The 21,677-nt window shown below is 29.8% G+C and carries 20 protein-coding genes and 1 tRNA gene; 4 read left to right on the top strand and 17 right to left on the bottom strand.

Annotation, left to right across the window (positions count from 1 at the left end):
- From ilvN to ACKGJI_RS05940, 3 genes are read left to right on the top strand one after another with little or no spacing between them, the layout of a single operon-like run.
- Positions 1 to 471 carry an acetolactate synthase small subunit gene (gene ilvN / locus ACKGJI_RS05950; protein ID WP_458699332.1) on the top strand — a complete coding sequence of 157 codons (471 nt, stop codon included), beginning with the start codon at positions 1 to 3 and terminating at the stop codon, positions 469 to 471.
- Entirely contained in the window at positions 471 to 1,433 is a 963-nt protein-coding gene (gene lpxD / locus ACKGJI_RS05945) for a UDP-3-O-(3-hydroxymyristoyl)glucosamine N-acyltransferase (protein WP_458699330.1), read from the top strand. Before ilvN ends, lpxD begins: the two co-directional genes overlap by 1 nt.
- 12 nt (positions 1,434 to 1,445) lie before the next feature.
- On the top strand, positions 1,446 to 1,685 hold the full coding sequence (locus ACKGJI_RS05940; RefSeq protein WP_458699328.1) for a hypothetical protein: 240 nt from the start codon (positions 1,446 to 1,448) through the stop codon (positions 1,683 to 1,685).
- 48 nt (positions 1,686 to 1,733) lie between these two features.
- On the opposite strand, the gene ACKGJI_RS05935 is transcribed toward ACKGJI_RS05940, so the two are convergent.
- The 13 genes from ACKGJI_RS05935 to murA all read right to left on the bottom strand — a co-directional run bounded on the left by ACKGJI_RS05935 (position 1,734) and on the right by murA (position 14,738).
- Entirely contained in the window at positions 1,734 to 2,930 is a 1,197-nt protein-coding gene (locus ACKGJI_RS05935; RefSeq protein ID WP_458699326.1) for an NAD(P)-dependent oxidoreductase, read from the bottom strand.
- A 54-nt stretch (positions 2,931 to 2,984) separates the two neighbouring features.
- Positions 2,985 to 4,151 (bottom strand): pyridoxal phosphate-dependent aminotransferase, encoded by a 1,167-nt coding sequence (locus ACKGJI_RS05930; protein WP_458699324.1) that lies wholly within the window; start codon positions 4,149 to 4,151, stop codon positions 2,985 to 2,987.
- Between the two features lie 50 nt (positions 4,152 to 4,201).
- On the bottom strand, positions 4,202 to 4,927 hold the full coding sequence (cysE, locus tag ACKGJI_RS05925; RefSeq protein ID WP_458701665.1) for a serine O-acetyltransferase: 726 nt from the start codon (positions 4,925 to 4,927) through the stop codon (positions 4,202 to 4,204).
- On the bottom strand, positions 4,928 to 6,757 hold the full coding sequence (speA, locus tag ACKGJI_RS05920) for a biosynthetic arginine decarboxylase (RefSeq protein WP_458701664.1): 1,830 nt from the start codon (positions 6,755 to 6,757) through the stop codon (positions 4,928 to 4,930).
- Between the two features lie 8 nt (positions 6,758 to 6,765).
- Positions 6,766 to 7,971: a histidine--tRNA ligase gene (gene hisS / locus ACKGJI_RS05915; protein WP_458701663.1), complete on the bottom strand. Its 1,206-nt coding sequence runs from the start codon at positions 7,969 to 7,971 to the stop codon at positions 6,766 to 6,768.
- Complete coding sequence (gene tmk, locus ACKGJI_RS05910) at positions 7,964 to 8,548, bottom strand: dTMP kinase (protein ID WP_458701662.1); 585 nt, start codon at positions 8,546 to 8,548, stop codon at positions 7,964 to 7,966. The genes hisS and tmk overlap by 8 nt, the downstream gene beginning before the upstream one ends.
- On the bottom strand, positions 8,532 to 9,008 hold the full coding sequence (gene coaD, locus ACKGJI_RS05905; protein ID WP_458701661.1) for a pantetheine-phosphate adenylyltransferase: 477 nt from the start codon (positions 9,006 to 9,008) through the stop codon (positions 8,532 to 8,534). Before coaD ends, tmk begins: the two co-directional genes overlap by 17 nt.
- On the bottom strand, positions 9,005 to 9,529 hold the full coding sequence (locus ACKGJI_RS05900; RefSeq protein WP_458701659.1) for a UbiX family flavin prenyltransferase: 525 nt from the start codon (positions 9,527 to 9,529) through the stop codon (positions 9,005 to 9,007). Before ACKGJI_RS05900 ends, coaD begins: the two co-directional genes overlap by 4 nt.
- Position 9,530: 1 nt before the next feature.
- Entirely contained in the window at positions 9,531 to 10,406 is an 876-nt protein-coding gene (flgA, locus tag ACKGJI_RS05895; protein ID WP_458701658.1) for a flagellar basal body P-ring formation chaperone FlgA, read from the bottom strand.
- An 8-nt stretch (positions 10,407 to 10,414) separates the two neighbouring features.
- Positions 10,415 to 10,489: transfer RNA gene (locus tag ACKGJI_RS05890), tRNA-Gly, on the bottom strand.
- A gap of 74 nt (positions 10,490 to 10,563) precedes the next feature.
- The gene (locus ACKGJI_RS05885) at positions 10,564 to 12,198 is read right to left on the bottom strand and encodes a methyl-accepting chemotaxis protein (RefSeq protein WP_458701657.1); all 1,635 of its coding nucleotides are present in this window, start codon (positions 12,196 to 12,198) and stop codon (positions 10,564 to 10,566) included.
- Positions 12,199 to 12,282: 84 nt separating this feature from the next.
- On the bottom strand, positions 12,283 to 13,479 hold the full coding sequence (locus ACKGJI_RS05880; RefSeq protein WP_458701656.1) for a molybdopterin molybdotransferase MoeA: 1,197 nt from the start codon (positions 13,477 to 13,479) through the stop codon (positions 12,283 to 12,285).
- The gene (gene murA / locus ACKGJI_RS05875) at positions 13,476 to 14,738 is read right to left on the bottom strand and encodes a UDP-N-acetylglucosamine 1-carboxyvinyltransferase (protein WP_458701655.1); all 1,263 of its coding nucleotides are present in this window, start codon (positions 14,736 to 14,738) and stop codon (positions 13,476 to 13,478) included. Before murA ends, ACKGJI_RS05880 begins: the two co-directional genes overlap by 4 nt.
- Positions 14,739 to 15,143: 405 nt before the next feature.
- Here murA and ACKGJI_RS05870 point away from each other — a divergent pair, with 405 nt between their 5' ends.
- The gene (locus tag ACKGJI_RS05870) at positions 15,144 to 17,042 is read left to right on the top strand and encodes a PilZ domain-containing protein (RefSeq protein WP_458701654.1); all 1,899 of its coding nucleotides are present in this window, start codon (positions 15,144 to 15,146) and stop codon (positions 17,040 to 17,042) included.
- 86 nt (positions 17,043 to 17,128) lie between these two features.
- Here the strand turns inward: ACKGJI_RS05870 and ACKGJI_RS05865 are convergent, their stop codons facing one another.
- Genes ACKGJI_RS05865 through ACKGJI_RS05850 form a run of 4 tightly spaced genes read right to left on the bottom strand, consistent with a single transcriptional unit; the run spans position 17,129 to position 21,642 of the window.
- Complete coding sequence (locus ACKGJI_RS05865; protein ID WP_458701653.1) at positions 17,129 to 18,943, bottom strand: sensor histidine kinase; 1,815 nt, start codon at positions 18,941 to 18,943, stop codon at positions 17,129 to 17,131.
- Positions 18,936 to 19,631: a response regulator transcription factor gene (locus tag ACKGJI_RS05860; RefSeq protein WP_458701652.1), complete on the bottom strand. Its 696-nt coding sequence runs from the start codon at positions 19,629 to 19,631 to the stop codon at positions 18,936 to 18,938. Before ACKGJI_RS05860 ends, ACKGJI_RS05865 begins: the two co-directional genes overlap by 8 nt.
- An 11-nt stretch (positions 19,632 to 19,642) precedes the next feature.
- On the bottom strand, positions 19,643 to 21,157 hold the full coding sequence (locus ACKGJI_RS05855; protein ID WP_458701651.1) for a tripartite tricarboxylate transporter permease: 1,515 nt from the start codon (positions 21,155 to 21,157) through the stop codon (positions 19,643 to 19,645).
- Positions 21,154 to 21,642 carry a tripartite tricarboxylate transporter TctB family protein gene (locus ACKGJI_RS05850; RefSeq protein ID WP_458701649.1) on the bottom strand — a complete coding sequence of 163 codons (489 nt, stop codon included), beginning with the start codon at positions 21,640 to 21,642 and terminating at the stop codon, positions 21,154 to 21,156. Before ACKGJI_RS05850 ends, ACKGJI_RS05855 begins: the two co-directional genes overlap by 4 nt.
- Positions 21,643 to 21,677: the final 35 nt, after the last annotated feature.

Below are 21,677 nucleotides of genomic sequence, written 5' to 3'. Positions count from 1 at the left end.
ATGGAAAATTTAAGACGCGTACTTTCTGTTATAGTTACAAATGAGGATGGTGTACTTTCAAGAATTTCTGGACTTTTCGCTGGTCGTGGATATAACATTGATTCCTTAACAGTTGCTCCTATTCCAGATACTGAATTTTCAAGATTGACAATAGTTACAAGTGGAAACCAAAGGGTACTAGAACAAATCGTAAAACAACTTCATAAACTTATTCCAACTTATAAAGTTATAGAAAGTGGTGATTTTGTTGAAAAAGAGTTAGCTTTAGTTAAAATCCCACTTAGTGAAGACTTTAGTGGACTTGATATGATGCTAAAAGCTTACAATGGAACAGTTGCTTCAAGTGGAGAAACATATATAGTTATTATGATAGCAGATGATTCACATAAAGTTGACAACTTTTTAAAAGCAATTAAAAAATATAATCCAACTGAAATGGTTCGTGGTGGTTCAGTTGCTTTGGATGTTTAATGAAAATTAGTGAACTTTTAAATAAAATTGATTTAAACTACACTGGAGAAGATTTTGATGTAGTTTCATTTGCAACAATCAAAGATGCAAAAAAAGATCAAATTTCTTTTTTTACAGATTTAAAACTTTTAGAAGATTTGAAAAAAACTTCTGCTGGAGCTGTAATATTAAAAGAAGAGCATAAAGATTTTTTGCCTGATAATGTAAATGCTATAGTAAATGAAAATCCATATTTGATTATGGCAAAACTTAGCAAATTTTTTGCTAAAAGTGCATTTGATTGCAGTGTTGAACCAAGCATTAATGAAAATACACAAATAGATAAAAGTGTAGTTATTGGTAGCTCTAGTGTTGTAGAAGAGGGTACAAGAATCATGCCTGGTGTTGTAATTGGTGCAAATGTTAAAATCGGTAAAAATGTAACAATTTATCCAAATGTTGTCATCTATGATAATTGCGTTATAAAAGATAATTGTATCATACAAGCTGGTGCAATCATCGGTAGTGATGGATTTGGTTATGCTCATACTCAAATAGGTGAGCATGTAAAAATATATCACCATGGAAATGTTGTTCTTGAAGAAGATGTAGAAATTGGTGCAAATACAACTATCGATAAAGCAGTTTTTGGCTCAACTGTGATTGGGAAAAATACAAAAATAGATAATCTTGTCCAAATTGGACACAACTGTGAACTAGGAGAAGCTTGTATCATAGTTAGCCAAACTGGATTATCTGGTTCAAGTACTCTTGGACGAAATGTTATCATGGGTGGACAAAGTGCCACAGCAGGGCACCTAAAAATTGGTGACTTTGCTATGATAGCAGCAAGAGGAGGAGTAAGTAAATCAATCGAAGGTGGAAAAACTTATGGAGGTTTTCCTTTGATGTTACAAAAAGATTGGCTAAAAATTCAGCTTAGAATGATAAAATTTTTTAGTAAAAAACAAAAACAAAATTAAGGAGATTAAAAAATGAGTGGAAAAAATACAATATTAAAAACATTCCCATTAGCAGATACAAAAAAAGGCGTGATTTCAGTTTCTCATCTAGAAGAACCATATGGAACTGGCTCTTTTCCTGTAGTAAGTATTGGTATATCACTAAAAGGTGACGACAGTGCTCCAGATTGGAAAGCTCACATACCTTATGAAAATCTAGACCAGCTTATCGAAGCTTTAGAAGAAGCTAAAGAGAAATACGGCAATAAATAATAAATTATTTTCTACATGTAGAAACTCTCTACATGTAGAAGTATTTTTTTATTTGTTTTGAATATATTCTTCAATAGCAACAGCTACTTTTTTAGAAAATGCTACAGCTTCAACTACCGTTCTAGCTCCAGTTACCGCATCACCAGAAGCAAAAACTCCAGGCCTTGAAGTCATACCATTTTCATCTGTTTGAAAAAATCCCCATCTATCAACATTGATATCTTGATTGTGTTGAGCTAAGACACCTCTTGGTTTTTGACTAATAGATACAAAAATTGTATCTGCTTGTATTAGCCCGATTTCATCGCTACCATTAGTACTCTTATATACCAAGCCATCAAAAGTTATCTCTTGAGGTTCTTTATAAAAGTCAAATTTAACTCCATCAATCTTTGCGCAATCTACCTCGTGTTTTTCAGCAGGAATGTCATCTTCTCCTTTTCTATACACAACAATTACTTGTTTTGCACCTTTTCTAATAGCAGTCCTTGCAACATCCATCGCAACATTCCCTGCTCCTAATACAACAACTCTTTTGCCTATATCATATACATCAGGATTTTTTAGATAATCAATTGCAAAATGAACATGACCTAAACTCTCACCCTTTATACCTAGTTTTTGAGGTTTCCAAACTCCCATAGTTAGACTAATTGCATCATAACCATCACGAAATAAATCATCAATCGTTATATTTTTACCAATTAAAATATTTGGACGAATTTTAACGCCAAGTAGTTTTAGCTTGTCTATTAATCTATCAAGAGTGGTTTTATCTAATCTAAAATCAGGAATTCCATATCTTAAAACCCCACCAATCTTATCATGCCCATCATACATAGTAATACCATAACCTTTTGCTGCTAGTATAAAAGCTAGAGCAATTCCAGCTGGTCCACTTCCAATGATTGCTACATTTTTACCATTGTAAACTGGCTTTTGAAATTCTGTATCATTTAGATAAAAATCTGATATATAGTTTTCTATAGCCCCAACACTAACTGCAGTCTTTTTTTTGTTTAAAACACAGTGTCCTTCGCAATGTTTTTCATGTGGGCAAACTAGAGAGCATATAACTGAGAGCGGATTATTTTCAAAAAGCATTTTTCCTGCTTCTTTTATCTCTCCGTTTAAAAACATTTTTATCATCTGCATTATGGGAGTATTAACAGGGCATCCAACCTGACAGGAAGGTTTTTTACAACCTAAACATGTATTTGCAAGAGCAATAGTATATTTATTCATTTTAGCCTACCTTATATGGGGATTTTCACCCCATATTGGGGTGAATTTTAGGTATTAGAAATTTTCAACAAAAGATTTAATTCTATTTATTCCTTCAATGATACTTTTTTCATCTGTTGCAAAAGAAAATCTAAAGTAACCTTCTGTTCCAAAACCAAGCCCTGGAACTGTTGCTACGCCTTTTTCTTCCAATAATCTCTTGCAAAATTCCACTGAATCATTACTAACTTTTTTACAGTTTACATATAGATAAAAAGCACCTTTTGGTTTTACTACGCTTAATCCATCAATTTCGTTAAATAATTCAAGTGCAATATCTCTTCTTTTTTCAAAGGCTTGTCTCATCATCTCAATATCTTCATTTGCTTCACCAAGAAGTGCAGGAATTGCAGCTTTTTGAGTAATAGAGTTTATATTTGAAGTACTTTGAGATTGAAGTTTCTTAACAGCTGATGTAATCTCTTTTATAGGAGTTGCAAGATAGCCAAATCTCCATCCAGTCATTGCAACTGATTTACTAAGTCCATTTATAGTTATTGTTCTTTTAAACATATCTTCACTTATAGAAGCTACTGAAGTAAATTTGTTACCATCAAATAAAATTTTCTCATACATTTCATCTGAAAAAACTAAAATATCTGTTCCTTCTAAAACTTTTGCCAATCCTTCTAAATCCTCTTTTGTATAAAGTGATCCAGTAGGATTTGAAGGTGTATTTAAAACTAGTATTTTTGTTTTATCAGTAATTGCATTTTTAAGTTGTTCAGCAGTTATTTTAAACTCACTTGCATCATTAGTATCAATAAAAACAGGAATACCTTTTGAGTACTTTACAATCTCTGGATAAGTTACCCAATAAGGAGCTGGAATAATTACTTCATCTCCTTCATTTAGTAAAACTTGAAACAGATTAAACAAAGAGTGCTTTGCTCCAACATTTGTTATGATGTCACTTGTTTCATAATCTAAATTATTTTCATTTTTTAATTTAGTTTGAATTGCTTTTAAAACTTCAGGAGTACCTGGCACTGGTGTATAGCCATTGTTTCCTTCTTCTATAGCCTTAATAGCAGCATCTCTTATGATTTTTGGTGTTCCAAAATCAGGTTCACCTGCAGAAAAACTAAGAACATCTTTACCTTCAGCTTTCATCTTTTTTGCTAAAGTAGAAATAGCTATAGTTATAGACTCGCTAAGAACCTCAACTCTCTTTGCAATCATGTTAACCCTTCTAATTAAAATTTAGTTTATAGATTATATCAAAAATTCAACTAATCTTTTATACTTTTTATAAATTGTTTATATATTTCTTCTAATTCTTCATCAAATTTAACTATATCTCTATTACATGTAGTTTTATCGCAAGTTTGCATTGCATCTTCAAGTATCTTAATACGCTTAAATAAATAAGCAAATAACTCTTTGTTAATATCTGGAATTTTATTATGTGCAAGAGGACTTTTATCTCTTCCTTTTGTAATAACTCTGGCTGGAATTCCAACTGCCGTAGATTCATCTGGTACATCTTTTACAACAACTGAGTTTGAACCAATTCTACAATTATGGCCAACTACAATATCCCCTAAAACTTTTGCTCCTGCACCAATTACAGAGCCACTTTTAATAGTAGGATGCCTTTTAACTCCTCTATCTAAAGTAACACCACCAAGTGTAACTCCTTGGTAAATTAAAACATCATCTTCGACGATTGCAGTTTCTCCTATAACTAATCCAAAAGCATGGTCAAAAAATACTCTTCTACCAATTGTTGCAGCTGGATGAAGGTCAATATTTGTAATTATTTGAGTTATACCCATAATAGCTCTAGCTATTAATTTAAACCCTTTTTTATATAACCTATTTGCAAATCTATAATTTACTAATGCCCAAACTCCTGGATAATTAAAAAACAGTTCAAATTTGGAATTAATTGCGGGATCATTTTTTACTGGCTGAGAAAAATCTTCTTTGATAATCTGCCATAAAGATGTATTCATCTATCTATACTCCTCATTTTTTAAATAACAATTGTTATTTAAGAGTGAATTTATCTCTTTTAATATATAACTTCTTTGTTTATCATCTATTAAATTAGAATTTTCAATTTTTAAACTTAAGTTTTCTGAAATCTCATCAATATCGTAGTCTAAATCTTCAAATATATCACTTATGCTCTGAGCTTCTATGATGTTAGTGATTTCATATCCTTGATCATTTACATCTATCGTAACTTCTGTTGGATGTGTAAAAAGATTGTGTTTCATTCCAAGTATTTCTTGATATGCTCCAAGCAAGAAAAAGCCTAAAAAGTAATCATCTTTTTCTAAATCAACATCATGTAAAAACAATGGCTTTTTAGGATTAAAACCAACTTCTCCATCACTATCACAAGTTATATCCCAAATAGAAGCAGAGCGAGTTGCTTTTTCATCCAATCTATCTAGTGGCATAACTGGAAAATGCTGATTTAATCCCCAAAAATCTGGTAAGCTTTGAAACAGTGAAAAATTGACCAAATATCTTTCTTGAACTCTATCTTGAATCGAAATTAACTCTTTATAGTGCTTGTCCTTTAAAAGTAAAATGGCTTTTTTGATGATTAAATTTACTAAAACTTCCGTATTGGACCTATCTTTTAAATCAATATATCCTAAATCAAATAGAGTTAAAAGTGATTCCATATGATCGATACTATCGTGTAAATACTCTAAAGCATTTGCTTTGTTAATAGTATTATAAAGATCATATAACTCTTGAACTAAAGGAGGGTTGTTTTTCTTTATCAATTTTTTTTCTGTATACTCTCCTGAAAAAAGCTCTAGCACAGGTGCAACTAAAACTGCATGATGAGCCGCTATGTATCTTCCTGATTCTATAAAGATATCAGGCTCTTTAACACCTTTTTTCGATGAAATATCTTTCAAAAGATATACAACATCATTAGCATACTCGCTAACTGTATAGTTTCTTAGTATCTTATCATCATGTTGGGAGTACTCAACTGCTAAACCACCACCTAGATTAATTGCATTTAAGTTATCTGCACCCATTTTTTTAAGTTCAGCATATATATTCCCAACCTCTCTAAGAGCTTTTTTAACTGGAGCAATATCTGTTATTTGTGAGCCAATATGAAAATGAATCATTGTAAAACTATCTAAAAGATTATTTTTTATTAGTGCATTTATAGCTTCTATTAGTTCAGTTGAAGTTAATCCAAACTTAGAGTTTATTCCTCCACTTTTTGCCCAAATTCCACTTCCTGAGCTGTGAAGTCTTATCCTTAAACCAATATTTGGTAATTTTCCCTTATGCTCTTTTGCAATTTCAATGATATTTTCAAGTTCATTTAAACCTTCAATGGTTATAGTTATATCATATCCCATATTTGCAGCTATAAAACCTATGGATATCATCTCTTTATCTTTAAAACCATTTACAGTAATTGGTGCATCTGGATTATTGTAACTCATTGCAAGCAATAACTCAGCCTTACTTCCAGCTTCTAATCCATAGTTATATTTTTCTCCCAACCTTACAAGGTTTTTTACAAAATTTGGATATTGATTAACTTTTAAAGGATAAACAGCTTGAAACTTTCCATTATAATTAAACTCTTGTTTTGCTTTTCTAAAATAACTATAAACTATTTCAATTTGTTTTTTTATTAAGTGAGGGAAGCGAAGTAAAATTGGTCCACTTATCCCTCTTTTCCTTATATCTTTTATGATATCTATCAGGGCTGGTTTAGTAAAACTTTTTAATTTTACCTTACCATCTTCGATGATATAATTATCATTTCCCCAATTACTTAAACCATAATCCATTTGATTTCCTAGATTTGAAATTTTTCTTTAGTTTCTTCTTTGCTTTCTAAATTTTTAACTGTATAAACACCATTTTTTAATTCATCATCTCCAATTGCAATGAAATATTTTGCATTTACTTTATCAGCCATTTTAAGATGAGCTTTTATAGATTTTGAAACATATTGCGTTGTAACTTTATCTATTTTTCTTTTCTCAACAACCAATTTTAAAACACTTTTTAATGCTTCATCATTCATAGCCCCAATATAATAGCCATCTTTATTCTCTTCAGGAAGCTTTATAAGCTCCATCAACCTTTCAATTCCCATAGCAAAACCAACTCCAGCTGTTGGTTTACCATCTAAAAATTCAACAAGTCTATCATATCGTCCACCACCAGCTATTGCGCTTTGTGAGCCTATCTCATCACTTATAAACTCAAATGCTGTTTTATTGTAATAATCAAGCCCACGAACTAAAGATGAATCAACCTCGTACTCTATATTAAAACTATCTAAAATTTCTTTTAGTTTATTAAAATCATCACTACATGTAGAGCATAAATTATCTAACAATCTAGGAGCATTAGTTAATAAACTTTGACAATGCTCATTTTTACAATCAAGAACTCTAATAGGGTTTAATACTTTTCTTCTTTGGCAATCTTCACAAAGTCCCTCTGTTTTATCTAAAAAATTAACTAAATTTTCTCTATATGGAGGCATACAAACAGGACATCCTAGAGAATTTATAAGAAGTTTGTACTTTATCCCTAAAAAATCAAACATCTCTTTTAGCATTACTATTATCATAGCATCTTCTACAACACTACTTTCACCAAAACTCTCAACTCCAAACTGATGAAACTGTCTTAGTCTTCCTTTTTGAGGTCTTTCATATCTAAACATAGGACCATAGTAAAAGTATCTTTTTACACCAGCAACTCTATCAAGCTTAGAACTAATCAAAGCTCTTACAACTCCAGCTGTTCCTTCAGGTCTAAGACATACATCATTACCACCTTTATCGATAAACTGATACATCTCTTTACCAACAATATCACTACTTTCTCCAACACTTCTTTTAAATAGTGAAGTATCTTCTAAAATAGGTGTTTCAATAAAATTAAACCCATAATTCTTTGCAATTCTTGAACAATTTTCTACTAAATAGCTATATCTTTTTGCACTATCATTGATAGTATCTTTCATTCCTCTTAATGGATTAATCATAAATAAATTCCTCTATCTTTTTATAAATTTCTTCTATACTTTTATGTGAATCAATCAAAATATATTCTACATGTAAAGCTTTTATAACTTCTAACATAATTTCTTGAACCTTTAGTAGGTACTCAATCCCTCTTAATTCAATCTTATCATGCTCTTTTTTACTTAATCTTGAGCTTATCAATTCATAATCTGTTTGAAATAAAACTACTTTATTTGGTAAATTTCCTTCCAATGCAAACTTATTAAGCTCAATCAAAAAATTCAGATCAAGATTACTATGGTTTGCTAAAGCATAAGCAATTCCTGAGATTAAGCCTCTATCACTTAGTACATATTTATCTAATATATTTGGTTTAACAACTTTATCGAAGTGTTCAGCTCTATCAGTTAAAAATAAAAGAAGTTCAGCGTTTACACTAAGTTTTTCATCACTCTCAAGTAGTATTTCTCTAAATTTTTTACCAACTTTAGTACCACCTGGCTCACTAGTTACTACTACATCACTTTTTCTATTTTTAAACAATTCTACTTGTGTACTTTTGCCACAAGTATCAACTCCTTCAAATATTATGTACATATTGTTTTATCTCTTTTGGCACCAAATGCATAACATTTCCACCATGTTTTAGTATATCTCTAACTACAGTTGAACTTATGAAAGCACTATTTAGTGTTGGCATGAGATAAACAGTATCAATGCTACTATCAAGTGATGCATTTGCATAACCAATTTGTAGTTCATATTCAAAATCACTAACTGCTCTTAAGCCTCTTACGATAACCTTTGCATTTTGTTTTTTGCAACAATCTACTAACAAACCTGTAAAAGATATAACCTCTACATTATCAAAATTCTTACTAACTTCTTTGGCCATTTTTACCCTAGTTTTTAAATCAAACATTGGTTTTTTACTTTCAGATTCTGCAACTGCTACATAAACTTTATCAAAAATCTTTACAGCTCTTTTTATAACATCCAAATGACCATTTGTAATTGGATCAAACGTACCAGGATAAATCGCTACTTGCTTACTCATCCTTCCCACCTTTTATATAATTCATTTTCAATTCCTAATAAATCAAACCATTTACCTATAAAAAAATCTTCCATATCTTCTAACGATTTTATATCAGCATAATACCCGCTAACCGGAGGAGCTATGATAACACCCAAGTTTGAGAGTTTTAACATATTTTCTAATGCAATAGAAGAGTAGGGCATCTCTCTTGGTGCTAAAAGTAGAGTTCTTTTTTCTTTTATCATCACACTAGCAGTTCTTGTCAATAAATTATCTGCAATGCCACAACTAATCTTAGCTAAAGTATTCATACTACAAGGTATGATGACCATTCCATCAGATTTAAATGAGCCAGATGCACTAATCGCTCCTATGTCAGAATTATCCAAAAATACTCTATTTTCTTCTCTTTTTAAAACAATTTTTGCACTATTTGTTGGTATTATATAAACTTCTAAATCTTTAGGTAGCTTATCAATGAATCTCTGGGCTAAGCTAGCACCACTAGCTCCACTTACCCCAACTATTAATCTTTTCATTTTACTCCAATACAATAGCTTTATATTTTGAAACTATTTTTGCTCTGACTATTTTTCTTGATTCAGTTTTTACTTTTATTACATCGCCGATATTTGCATCACTTAAAGCAGTTGCTGGAGTTGTAATTACAAGCATTCCATCTCTTATATATGCTCTAAGATTATCACCTCTTAGTATATCTTTTTTATATTTAAATTTATTCATACTTAAAATCGAATTTGCACTAACATAACTTTTTGTCATAAGTTTTTTAGGCAACTCACAAACAATTGCTTTACTAGGTAATTTATCTATCGGCACTTCAACAGTTTTGACATCATTAAAAGAGAGAATTTTATCGTTATACAATTTATGTTTAGCTTTAAAAGTTTTTATATATGCATTTATAAAAAATTTAAAATAAATATTTTTTTCTGCTCCATTAGGAGTTTTAAAAATAGCTTTAAATGAGCCTTTTGATTTTCTTAAAAAAACAGATTTCAACTCAATCCTCAATAACTCATATGTTTTAAAATCATATGGTAAAGTTGATACTGCAATGATATCTGGCAAATCTTCTGTATTCAAGCAAGGATATTTTTTTTCAAACTCCTCCAATAGTTTTAATGACAATTCCTCTTTTTTACCTGATATATCACAATTCCTTTTAAAAACTATTATTCCTGATTTTACATCATTAACTTCTATCTTATGTTCTTTAAAAACTTTTGTTACATGTAAAGAGGGTACTTTATGAATAGTTTTGATTTTTGGTATATCAATCACATGAAATTTTTCTTCTAATCCAAAAAAACTGCTATCTAAAGATGTTTGGTCATCTATACAATATTGTTCTTTTAAATCTAGTGCATAAAAAGGAGATATTACTAGTAGCAATAACACAATGGAGCGGGAAACGAGGTTCGAACTCGCGACCCCAACCTTGGCAAGGTTGTGCTCTACCACTGAGCTATTCCCGCTTAAAAATCGGCAAAATTTTATCAAAAAAACCCCTTTATTGTCAAATGCGTTATTTTAACACATTTTAAGGGGATTAAACTTTAAACACATCTATTTCATGTTTTAAATCACTTGTTGCTTCTTCTAAAGAGTTTGCAATTTGGGTTAAGTGACTAGCTACTTCTTTATTTTTATGAGTTATGTTGGTAGCTGAGCTAACTTGTTTTGCCAATTCTTTAATCTTTTCAGTAATCATTATACTTTTTTGTTTTGCAATATTTGTAATTTCTAAGCTTTTAGCAGTAGAATTTTTTGTATCAGTTGCCATTGTTGATATTTCATTTGCATTGTTATTTAGAACTGAGACTTGCTCATTGTTTTGTTTTATATTTTCACTTACTTGATTTACACTTTGAACTACAACGCTAATCGTAGCATCGATCTCTAAGAGTGATTTTTGAGTTCTCTCAGCTAATTTTCTTACTTCTTCAGCAACAACTGCAAAACCTCGTCCATGCTCACCAGCACGTGCAGCTTCAATTGCTGCATTTAGGGCCAATAAGTTAGTTTGTTCTGAGATATCACTTATGATTTCTAGAACATTTCTTATTTGTATTGTTTGTTCTGAAAGTTCGTTTACTTTTAACAAAATTTCTTGTTCATCTGAACTTATATTGTTTATACTTGCTACTATACCATCTAGTGTTTTTATCATCCTATCGAGCATTTCATAATCTTCTTGCATATAACTTGCTGATTTTTCTGCTATTTCTTTTTGCTCATTAAGTTCTATATTAATCTCACTCGTATCAGTATTTACTTTTTCTACAATTTCATCTTGTTTTGAGGCTAATTCTATGATATCTTTTGAAGAATTCTTTACACTATCATTTACACTTGCAGTTTGTTCAACATTTGTTTTTGCTTTAATAATTGCATTTTTTATAGCATGCATAAGGTTATTTATATTATTACAAATTTCTCCTAATTCGTCATTATTTTCAAAAATTACATCATTATCCAAATTTAAATGATGGGCATTGTTTGAAATGTGAGTTTTTATATGGTTTATACTATTTACTATATACCTTCCCATCCTCCATAAAACCACACATGTAGACAATAAAATAATAACTGATACTATAATATTAAGATTATAATTTATCTCCAATGAACTTCTAATTTCTTCACTAATCTTTTTTATTCTTTTATTTGTGTACTGAGACATATTCAAAAATCTTTTTGAAATATATTTTGATGGAGCTTCTACATCAACAGCAACATCACCGATATCATCAGGATCATCTTTAACATACACATCATATATCTCATCAAACATTGGCTTTATCTCTTGTTTATATTTAGCGTATGCTTCATCAAGATTTTTCTTTAGATATGGATCTTTAAAAAAGTCACTCTTTTTTGCATTCTCAAAGAAATTATCCATATCTTTTTCTATAACATGAACTCTATCTCTTGCTTGTCCTGTTGGTAAAAACTCGCTAGTTACTTGAATCAAATCATTTAGAATTTTATCAAACTGTTCTCTAGCATAATTAATTTGTGATTCTGGAACAACATTTTTTTCATATATTTTTTCAAGTGCGTTTGAGCCTACGATGCTTGAATTGATACTAATTCCAGATAAAAGAATTAAGCCAACTACTGAAGCAATTGAAATCCATAATAGTTTTGTCGATATTTTAATATTCTTTGTAAAACTTAACATCCACATCCTTTTAATATTATAGAGTAAAATTATATCTTTATAAACTTAAAAATAGTTTATAATTTTTTACCTATATTATTAATGTTAAAAAAATATAACCTTTATTTTTTCTCCACTCTTTATAAGGCTATCTTCTAATGAAGACAAAAATATTGCATTACTTTGTACAATAGGAGTTATCATTCCTGAGCCATATTTATTGTTGTTAAATGCAATAAATTTACTATCTCTTACATTACCCAAAACTATATTTACTCTTTTGTTTTTTAATCTAAGCTCTTCATCGTTGACAACTTCAACTAAATCATGATGAACATTATCATAGCCTTGTAAACTTTTTAAAGCTGGAATTAAAAATAAAAATGCATTTACATATGCAGCAAGAGGATTGCCAGGCATTGAAGCAACTAGAGTTTCATCCATTTTTCCAAACATAGTTGGTTTACCAGGTTTTATATTGATCCCGTGAAAAGAGTCTTCAAAACCATTTGCCTTTAAAGCATCTTCGACAAAATCAGCCTCTCCCATGCTAATGCCACCGCTTGTGACAATAGCATCATATTTTTTCATTTTTGAAAAATATTCTATACTATCTTCAAGATTATCAGGAATTACACCACAATAATCAGCTTCAAAACCAAACTCTTTTAAAACTGCTCTTAGTGATGAAGAGTTTACATTGTATATTTCATCTTCATTCGCTTTTTCCCAAGGCTCTTTTAACTCATCCCCAGTTGAAAATATTGCAATAGATATCTTTTTATAAACAGGAACTACGCTAATACCTTGCGAAGCAAGATATGCAATTTTACTAGCATCTAAAACTTCACCTTTTTGTAAAAGTAACTCACCTATGGCACACTCTTCACCTTTTAATCTTAATGCATTTCCTTTTTTTGTATCACTTGGAAGTTCTGCATGTAAATCATCATATCTAATCGCATTTTCAAATGGAACAATAGTATCGGCATCACTTGGAACTTTAGCTCCTGTCATTATTTTATAACATTCATCATCATTTAAACAAGGCTCAATCGAATCACCTGCAAAAATTGTTTTTTTGATTTTTAAACTTTTACCAATATTTTTATAATCAAATGCAAATCCATCAAGTGCTGAATTGTTAAACGAAGGTAAGTTTTTTACACACTTTATATCTTCAAATAAAACTCTATTATGAGCTTCAAATAAAGACACATACTCCTTAATAGGAGTTTTATCAATCAAGCTTACAACTGTATTCATAGCCTCTTCAAAACTAACAATATTAAATTTTTTCATTCTTCTAACCTTTTGATTTTTGCTCCGAGGATTGAGAATTTACCCTCTAAGTTTTCATATCCTCTATCTAGGTGATAAATTCTGTGAATTCTTGTTGTGCCTTTTGCTACTAGTGCTGCCAAAATTAGTGCTGAACTTGCTCTAAGGTCAGTTGCCATAACATCTGCTGAATTTAGCGAGCAATTTCCTTCAACAGTTGCGCTGTGTCCTTTTAGTTTTACTTTTGCTCCCATTCTGCTAAGTTCACTTACATGCATAAAGCGATTTTCAAATAGTCTTTCATCTATGATACTCGTTCCATCTGCTTGTGTACATAAAGCCATAAATTGTGCTTGTAAATCTGTTGGAAAACCTGGATATTCTGTTGTTTCAATATCACTTGGCTTGATTTTTTCTGCTGGAAGTATAGTTATAAAATCTTCACCACTTTCAATGCCAAATCCCATTTGCATTAATTTTAGCGTTACAGCTTCAAGATGTTTTGGTATAACATCTTTAATTGTTATTTTTGAGTTTGTAATCGCTCCAGCACATAGATAAGTTCCAGCTTCTATTCTATCTGGTATAACTTTTATATCTTTAAAGTCTAAAAGCTCTCCACCGCTTCCTTGTATAGTTAAATTTGCTGTTCCAATTCCCTCTATATCTACGCCAGCTTCTTTTAAAATTTCACAAAGTTGTACAACTTCAGGCTCTTTTGCTACATTGAGTAACTTAGTAGTCCCATGAGCTAGTGCAGCAGCCATGATTATATTTTCGCTTCCTGTAACTGTAACTTTATCAAATATAATTGTATTACCCTTTAAGCCATCTTTTGCAGTAGCAATAACATAGCCTTGTTTTAATTCTATCTTTGCACCCATAAGCTCTAAAGCTTTTAGATGCAAATCAATAGGTCTTTGACCAATAGCACAACCACCAGGAAGTGAAACTTCACAATGCCCAAATCTAGCAAGAAGAGGACCTAAAGTCAGTATTGAAGCTCTCATTTTCCTAACAATATCATAATTAGCACAAGCAGAATTTACACCAGTTGTATCAATTTTGACAATATTATCTTGAAGTTCAAAAGTTGCTCCTAAATTTCCAAGTAACTTTAAAAGAGTATTAACATCAGCTACATTTGGTAAATTTGATATAGTAATTTTATTTTTAGATAATAGTGTTGAAGCAAGAATAGGCAGAGCTGAATTTTTGGCTCCTGAGACAACAACTTCTCCACTTAATTTTTGACCGCCTTCAATCGATAAATAATGCATTAAAATAAATCCTTATAATTAGTAAGTCTAATTGTATAGTAAAAACATTTAAAAAATAATGTAGTCTATAGTAGTTTTTTAATTATTATTTTGATATTATATTAAAACCTGACCTTACGCACTATATATAGTTCTTGATAAAACAAGAAGGCGTTATATGCAAGGCAGATTTTTAAAAGCCTAGCCTTAGCTAAGGTGAAAAAATCTAACGCCGTCAGATAATGCCTTATTGCTTTACCCTTTGGGTGCTTTTTGCAACAATCCCTTGGGGCGTTAAAAAGTTTCAAGTTACCTACGGGTAGCTTTTCAACTTTTTGCCTACCAATGAAATGTTGCAAAAAACATCAAGTACTACATATAGTGCGTAAGGTCAGTTAAAACATAAAAATTATTAATAGGTTTAATATGGGTGCTAATGAATCATTGAAGGTGTTATCAACTATAAAAATTCTACATGTAGTAACGAATTCACCAGTTATTCCAATTTCAAATATTAAAAATAATTTTTTAAAATATGAATGTTGCAACATAAACGATAGTAATCTTGAAAAAAAATCAGCTGATATACTATTTATCGAGTTTCCTACTCTAAAAAAAGATGAATTTGTTCTTTTAAATGAAATAGTTAAAAAAAACACTAATAAAGAAATCTATATATTTACAAAAGAGACTGAAAATGTTATTTTACTAAAGTTTGCACTTCATTTTTCTATCAATAAATTGCACTCCATTAAAATCCAAGAAAAAGAGTTTATATCACTGTGCTTACTGGCCTCTAAGAAAACCTTGATTAAAAAAGAAGAAAAACACCAAATAGAAATTAGTAAAAAAATTAACTCATTATTTGCTTTACTCATTTTTAAATCAAAAAAACTAACCTTTGCCAATGAAAGGGCTAAAAGTATTTTTCCAAATAAAACTCTAAAAGAAATTGAATCTTTAATTTTAAATAATGAAGACATATATAAACTTTTAGTTGATGATGAAACAAAAAAAATTGATGTTATTATGCAAAATGAAAATGGTGAAAATTGGAGTTATGAATTTTTCTTAGATACACTAAGTTCAAATGATGATAAGCTTTTAACAATCGTTCCTCAAGGCGAAGTTCAAAATGATGAGGGTTATTTATCTACTGTTAGCAGGTTTAAATTTATTGAGATATTAAAAGATAGATTAGCACAAAATAGTGTCAATGAAGTATCAATGTCAATAATAGGAATTAATATAAGCAACTATGATAAGCTCTTAAAAAACTGTGGAAGCATAGTAATGCATGATTTTATAAAAAAATTTATCGATAAATTATGCTTTTACAAAGATACTTGTCAAGAACTATCACAATGGGAACAACACTTTTTTGTTTTTTTAGTTGAAGGAAAAAGCTTTGAAGAAGTTAAAGAAGAACTTGATTCTATCCATCAAAAAATCATTTATAGTGAGGTTGATGCTAATATTTCACCAATCATAACTTCAACTGCATTAAATATTGACAAATTTGATATCAATGAAATAATTGAATCTTTAGAGCATATAAGTTCTCGTAGTTATAGTGAAAATTATTTCAATAGTTGTGATTTTTTCGAAATAAATCATTTAGATGATTGCATAGATGAAAATGATCAAATTAAATACTATTTAAAAACTTGCATTGCAAATAAAACACCAATAAAACTTTTAAATATATACAAAGGCCTATGTATAAATACTTCTTCAAAGATTATCAAGGAAAAAGATGACTCTTACTTTGTTCATTGTGAGAGCATACAGGGATATTCTATGCAGTTTGAAAATAAATCTGTAATTCAAGCACCTGATTTACCAAAAGATCTTGAAGCAGATGTTATTTATGTAAATATTGAAAAATCATATGCTGTTTTAGATAATCTGAGATTTTTAGAAACAAGTGCAAATAATAGAAAAACAACAAGGGTTCAACCAAGCATTAGAACACCTATTAATGTTATGTTTGAAAAAAGCTCATTTCAAGGTATGATACTTGATATCTCAACTCAAGCAATTGCAATTATCCTAAACCACTCCTTAAGTAGTGAAACAAAAAATAAAAAAGTCAAACTAAGATTTAAGTTTCCAAATGAATCTAGTGAAAATGGTTTTGTTATAATGGATATCGAAGGAAATGTGATGTTTGTTCAAGAAGTTGGACAAACAAAAACAAAATTAGTTGTAGGACTAGAGCTTGAGCAACCATATGATTCATATTTACTAAAATATATGTACGATAGACAAAAAGAGTTGATTTTAGAGTTAAAAAGGGCAGTTAAAGTTCATAATGTTAAATAAAACATATAAAATTTTATCTCTTTGATTAATTTTAAACTTGCATTTTAAGAACCTAAGATTATATTACGAATCTTACTTACTATTTTTTAGTTAACTAGCACGATTTTAAACAAAGCTCCAAAACTTGTATTTGAAGCTATAATTTTACCATTCATCTTATTTTCAACAATTACTTTTGACATGTAAAGCCCTATGCCAGTTCCGTAATCATATTTAGTAGTAAAATATGGCTCAAAAATTTTTTCAAAATTTTCATCTTCTATACCTCCACAATTATCCTCTACATGTAAAACTATTTTTTTATCAGTTTTTTTAGCATAGATTTTAATAATAGGTTCTTTTATATCTCGTTTTTTAGCAATATCTTTAGAGTTTGATATGATATTTAAAATAACTTGAGAAAATTCGTTTTTGTAACCCCTTACATGTAAAGATTCATCAATATCAACTTCAACAATAATATTGCTATACCTTAAAGAGGCATCAACAACTTTTAAAGCGTTATTTACTGATTCTAAAAGGCTAAAGTTCTCTTTTTTTGTATTAGGATTATAAAACTCTTTAAAATCATCAATTGTCTTTGACATATACTCTACTAAATCATTTGCTTCATCAATTCTATTTGACAAATATTTTTTATCTAGTTCTTTGTACTCATGAGCCATTTCAATATCAAAAAACAATCCTGATAGTTGAGAAAGTGGTTGCCTCCACTGATGAGCAATATTTGCTATCATTTCACCCATAGAAGCCATTTTTGATTTTTGTATTAAAAGTTGTTTTTGTTTTGTAACTCTTTGCCTGTAATCTTTAAAAATTCTTTCTATTTTACTAGATACAAAGTATGAAATCGCAAAAAATAGAGTTGTACTGAGTACAATTATGATAATAATGGTTGTAATTTTATCCATCAAGTTTTTATTTGAAATTTTTTCTTCTTCTGCAATTATTTCATTTATAAAGCCTAAATCTAAACCAACAGAGATAAATATCTTAGAACTTTTTATATATTTTGAATAAAATAGGCTATTTTGATGCCTAAAAAAGATATTTGCTTTGTAATCACTACTTATAAGAATTTTTTCTATTATTGCAGGAATTTTATCTTTGTTTTTTAAGTTTTTTTGGATTATTAAATCTGCATTTTTATGAGCATTGTTTAAGCTGTTTATCTTATACATAAACATAAATTCATCTTTTCTAAAAGATTGTCTTTTTATCTTTTCAATGATATTATCATTTGGTTGATTTATATCATCTAAAAAGCTAGCAGAGCCTACGATAATTCCTAATTCATCCATCATTTTTACAAAAGTAATTTTTTTTGATATTTTGCTGCTTTTTGGTTTGTACCATGTAAAACTAACAAAATTACCTGTTTTTGATTTTGTTGAAATTATCTCTTTTACATATTTAAATCCATAGATATCTTCAAAATCTAAGTAGTTTCTACTTTCACTTGATCTATCACTTGTATTTAGTATCAAATTTCCAAAAACATCAAATATAAAATATTGAATTTTATGATTTCCAATGCTATATAAAGCATTTCTGATTTTTCTAATAACTTCATCTTGGGATAAAGACTGATTGTTTGAATATATCGATTTAGCAATGTTATATGCTATTATTGTTTGGTTTTTTGTGATTTGCTTTAACTGTTTAATTGATGAAACATTTTCATATAATATATCATTTTCGATATTTTCCGCTCTAGATTTTAAAGTAAATTTTTCTCTTTCAATTAGCGTTTTTTTAAAAGTTTCTAGATGAGTTTTAAAGTTTTTTATCTCACTGCTTATCAACAAAAATGCTAAGCCAATAGAGATTGATAAAATTATAAAAGTTGATCCTAAAAGGATAACTCTTTTTATATTTTTTTCTTCTTGTAAATTATCCATCTATTTTTAATGTATAACCCATATTTGATACATTTTTTATGATGTTTTTAGGTAACTTTTTGCGCAAAAAACCCAAGCTTGTTCTAAGAGAATTCATACTCATATATTCATCACCCCAAACTTCACTTTCTATCTGAGAGTATGAAACGATTCTGTCTTTATTTTTTACAAGTAGTTTTAAAAAAGTTAACTCTTTTTTAGTCATATCAATTACTTTATCATCAAAATAGAACAATTCAGTATCATAATTAAAATAAAAATTCTCGCTAAAACTCAAAATAGCATTTTCTTTTAATCCATCAACTGCTTTTTGAAGAGCTGGTAGTAAGTTTCTTTTTGTAAGTGGTTTTACTAAGTATCTCTCCAGATTTAATTCAACTGCTTCTAATAGATATTTTGAATCACTAAATGCTGTAGTTATGATAATCTTTGTCGTTTTGTCGTGTTCTCGAATTTTTTTTGCTAAACTAATACCATCAAATTTTGGCATCTTTATATCAGTAAGAATTATTTGAGGCTTATGTTTGTTATACAACTCCCACCCCATCTCACCATCAATTGCTTCATAAACATTTTTAAAAAGTCTAGTCAAGATTCTAAGATTGATTGTTCTAACACCATCATCATCTTCAATATATAGTAAGGAAAAATCTTTAAACTCTTTAGTCATAGCAACCTCTGAATACAAAAGAGGGAGGTTTATCCCTCTTTTTTTATTTTACCCAAAAAGTAATTACTTATCAATGGATAAACGAGCATTAAAATTGTAATTGCAAGTATTGTAGCAGTTATTGGTCTTTCCCATAAAAAGTCTAAACTTCCATCACTGATAGTTAGTGCTCTTCTAAGGTTATTTTCCATCATACCACCTAAGATAAAACCTAATATCATAGGAGCCATTGGAAAATCAATTAGTCTTAAAAATACCGCTACGATTGAAAATACAACCATCATATATATGTCAAAGGTATTAAAAGTAACCAAATAAACTCCAATTAATGAAAAAAAGATAACTAAAGGAGTTAAAAGTTGTTTTGGCATTGCTAAAAGTTTTGCAATATATGGAATGAGTGGTAAATTTAAAATCAAAAGTACCAAATTTCCTATATACATAGAAATGATAACTGACCAAAATAGGGCAGGTTGTTCAGTGTATAAGGTTGGACCAGGCTGAATTCCATATGATATAAGAGCTCCTAAAATAACAGCAGTCGTTCCACTTCCTGGAATTCCTAGTGTTAAAAGTGGTACAAAAGATCCTGAACACGCTGCATTATTAGCACTTTCAGGAGCTGCTAGCCCTCTAATACTACCTTTACCAAATTTTAGTTTTTCTTTTGCACTAGCAATGCTTCTTTCCATCCCATAGGCTAAAAATGATGCAATTGTAGCACCAGCACCTGGAAGTACTCCTACAAAAAAACCTAAAACAGATGAACGACCAATAACTGGAACCATCTCTTTTACTTCTTCTTTAGTAACTTTTAAATTTCCAATATCTTTTTTGAGCATTTCTTCTTCTTCTTTGCTCATTTTTTTATTTTCAATGATATTCATCAAAGCTTCACTAAGTGCGAAAGCTGCCATTGCTAAAAGCAAGAAACTTATACCATCAATGAGGTCTAAATTTCCAAAAGTATATCTTGAAACTCCACTATCAGCATCAGTTCCAACGGTTGCTAACATCAAACCAAATATTGTCATAATGGCAGCTTTTAAAAACTTACCCTTACCAGCAAAAGCAGCAACGGCAGTTAATCCTAAAACCATCAATGCAAAATAATCTGATGATTGAAAGCTAAGTGATACTTTTGCAAGTGCTGGAGCTGCAAAGAGTAAAAAAATTGCGGCAATTGTTCCACCACTAAATGAAGCATATGCAGCAATTGCTAACGCTTTACCAGCATATCCTTTTTTAGCCATTGGATAACCATCAAATGCTGTAGCAACAGTTCCAGCAACCCCTGGAGCATTAATTAAAATAGATGAAGTTGAACCACCAAATATAGCTCCATAATAAACTCCAGCAATTAAAATAAGTCCACTAGCTGGATCCATTCCATATGTAACAGGAATCATAAGTGCAATTGCAGAAATCGGTCCAAGCCCTGGTAGCATCCCTATAAATGTACCAGCAAATGCACCAATAGCAACCATTAAAATATTATAAGCAGAAAGTGCAGTACTTACACCTTCATATATACCTTCCATCATTTTGCAGCTCCTAAAAGGTAATCAAAAATTAAACCTTGCTCTATATATATACCCAAAACTTGAGTAAGTAAAAACCAAAAAACAATACTTACCCCAAACGAAGTTAAAAGTATAATTTTCCATCTCTTTTCTTCAAGTATTTTAAATCCTATTATCAAAAATATAATTGTCGAAATTATAAATCCAAGTGTTCTTATAGTAAAACCATAAAGTAACATTGCTAAAATAAAATATACACCTTTTTTAAAATCATAAGTTTTTAAATTTTCAAAATCAAAGATATCTTTTTCACTACTTTCTAAAAAACTTAAACCAAACATTAAAATTGATATACAAATCCCTAATATCCCAAGATAAAAAGGAAAAGTTCTAGCTGTCATTGCATCATAATGAGCACCAGGTAGTAAGTGAATATTGTAAGATTGGTAAAAATACAAAATTGAAAAAAGTAAAAAAAAGACCGAACCAACACGAGTTTTTGTCATAACACCCTCCTATTAAGAGGGGATTTCTCTCCTCT

It is taken from the genome of Sulfurospirillum sp. 1307, assembly GCF_054408545.1.
This window is presented reverse-complemented; position numbering and strand designations above follow the sequence as displayed.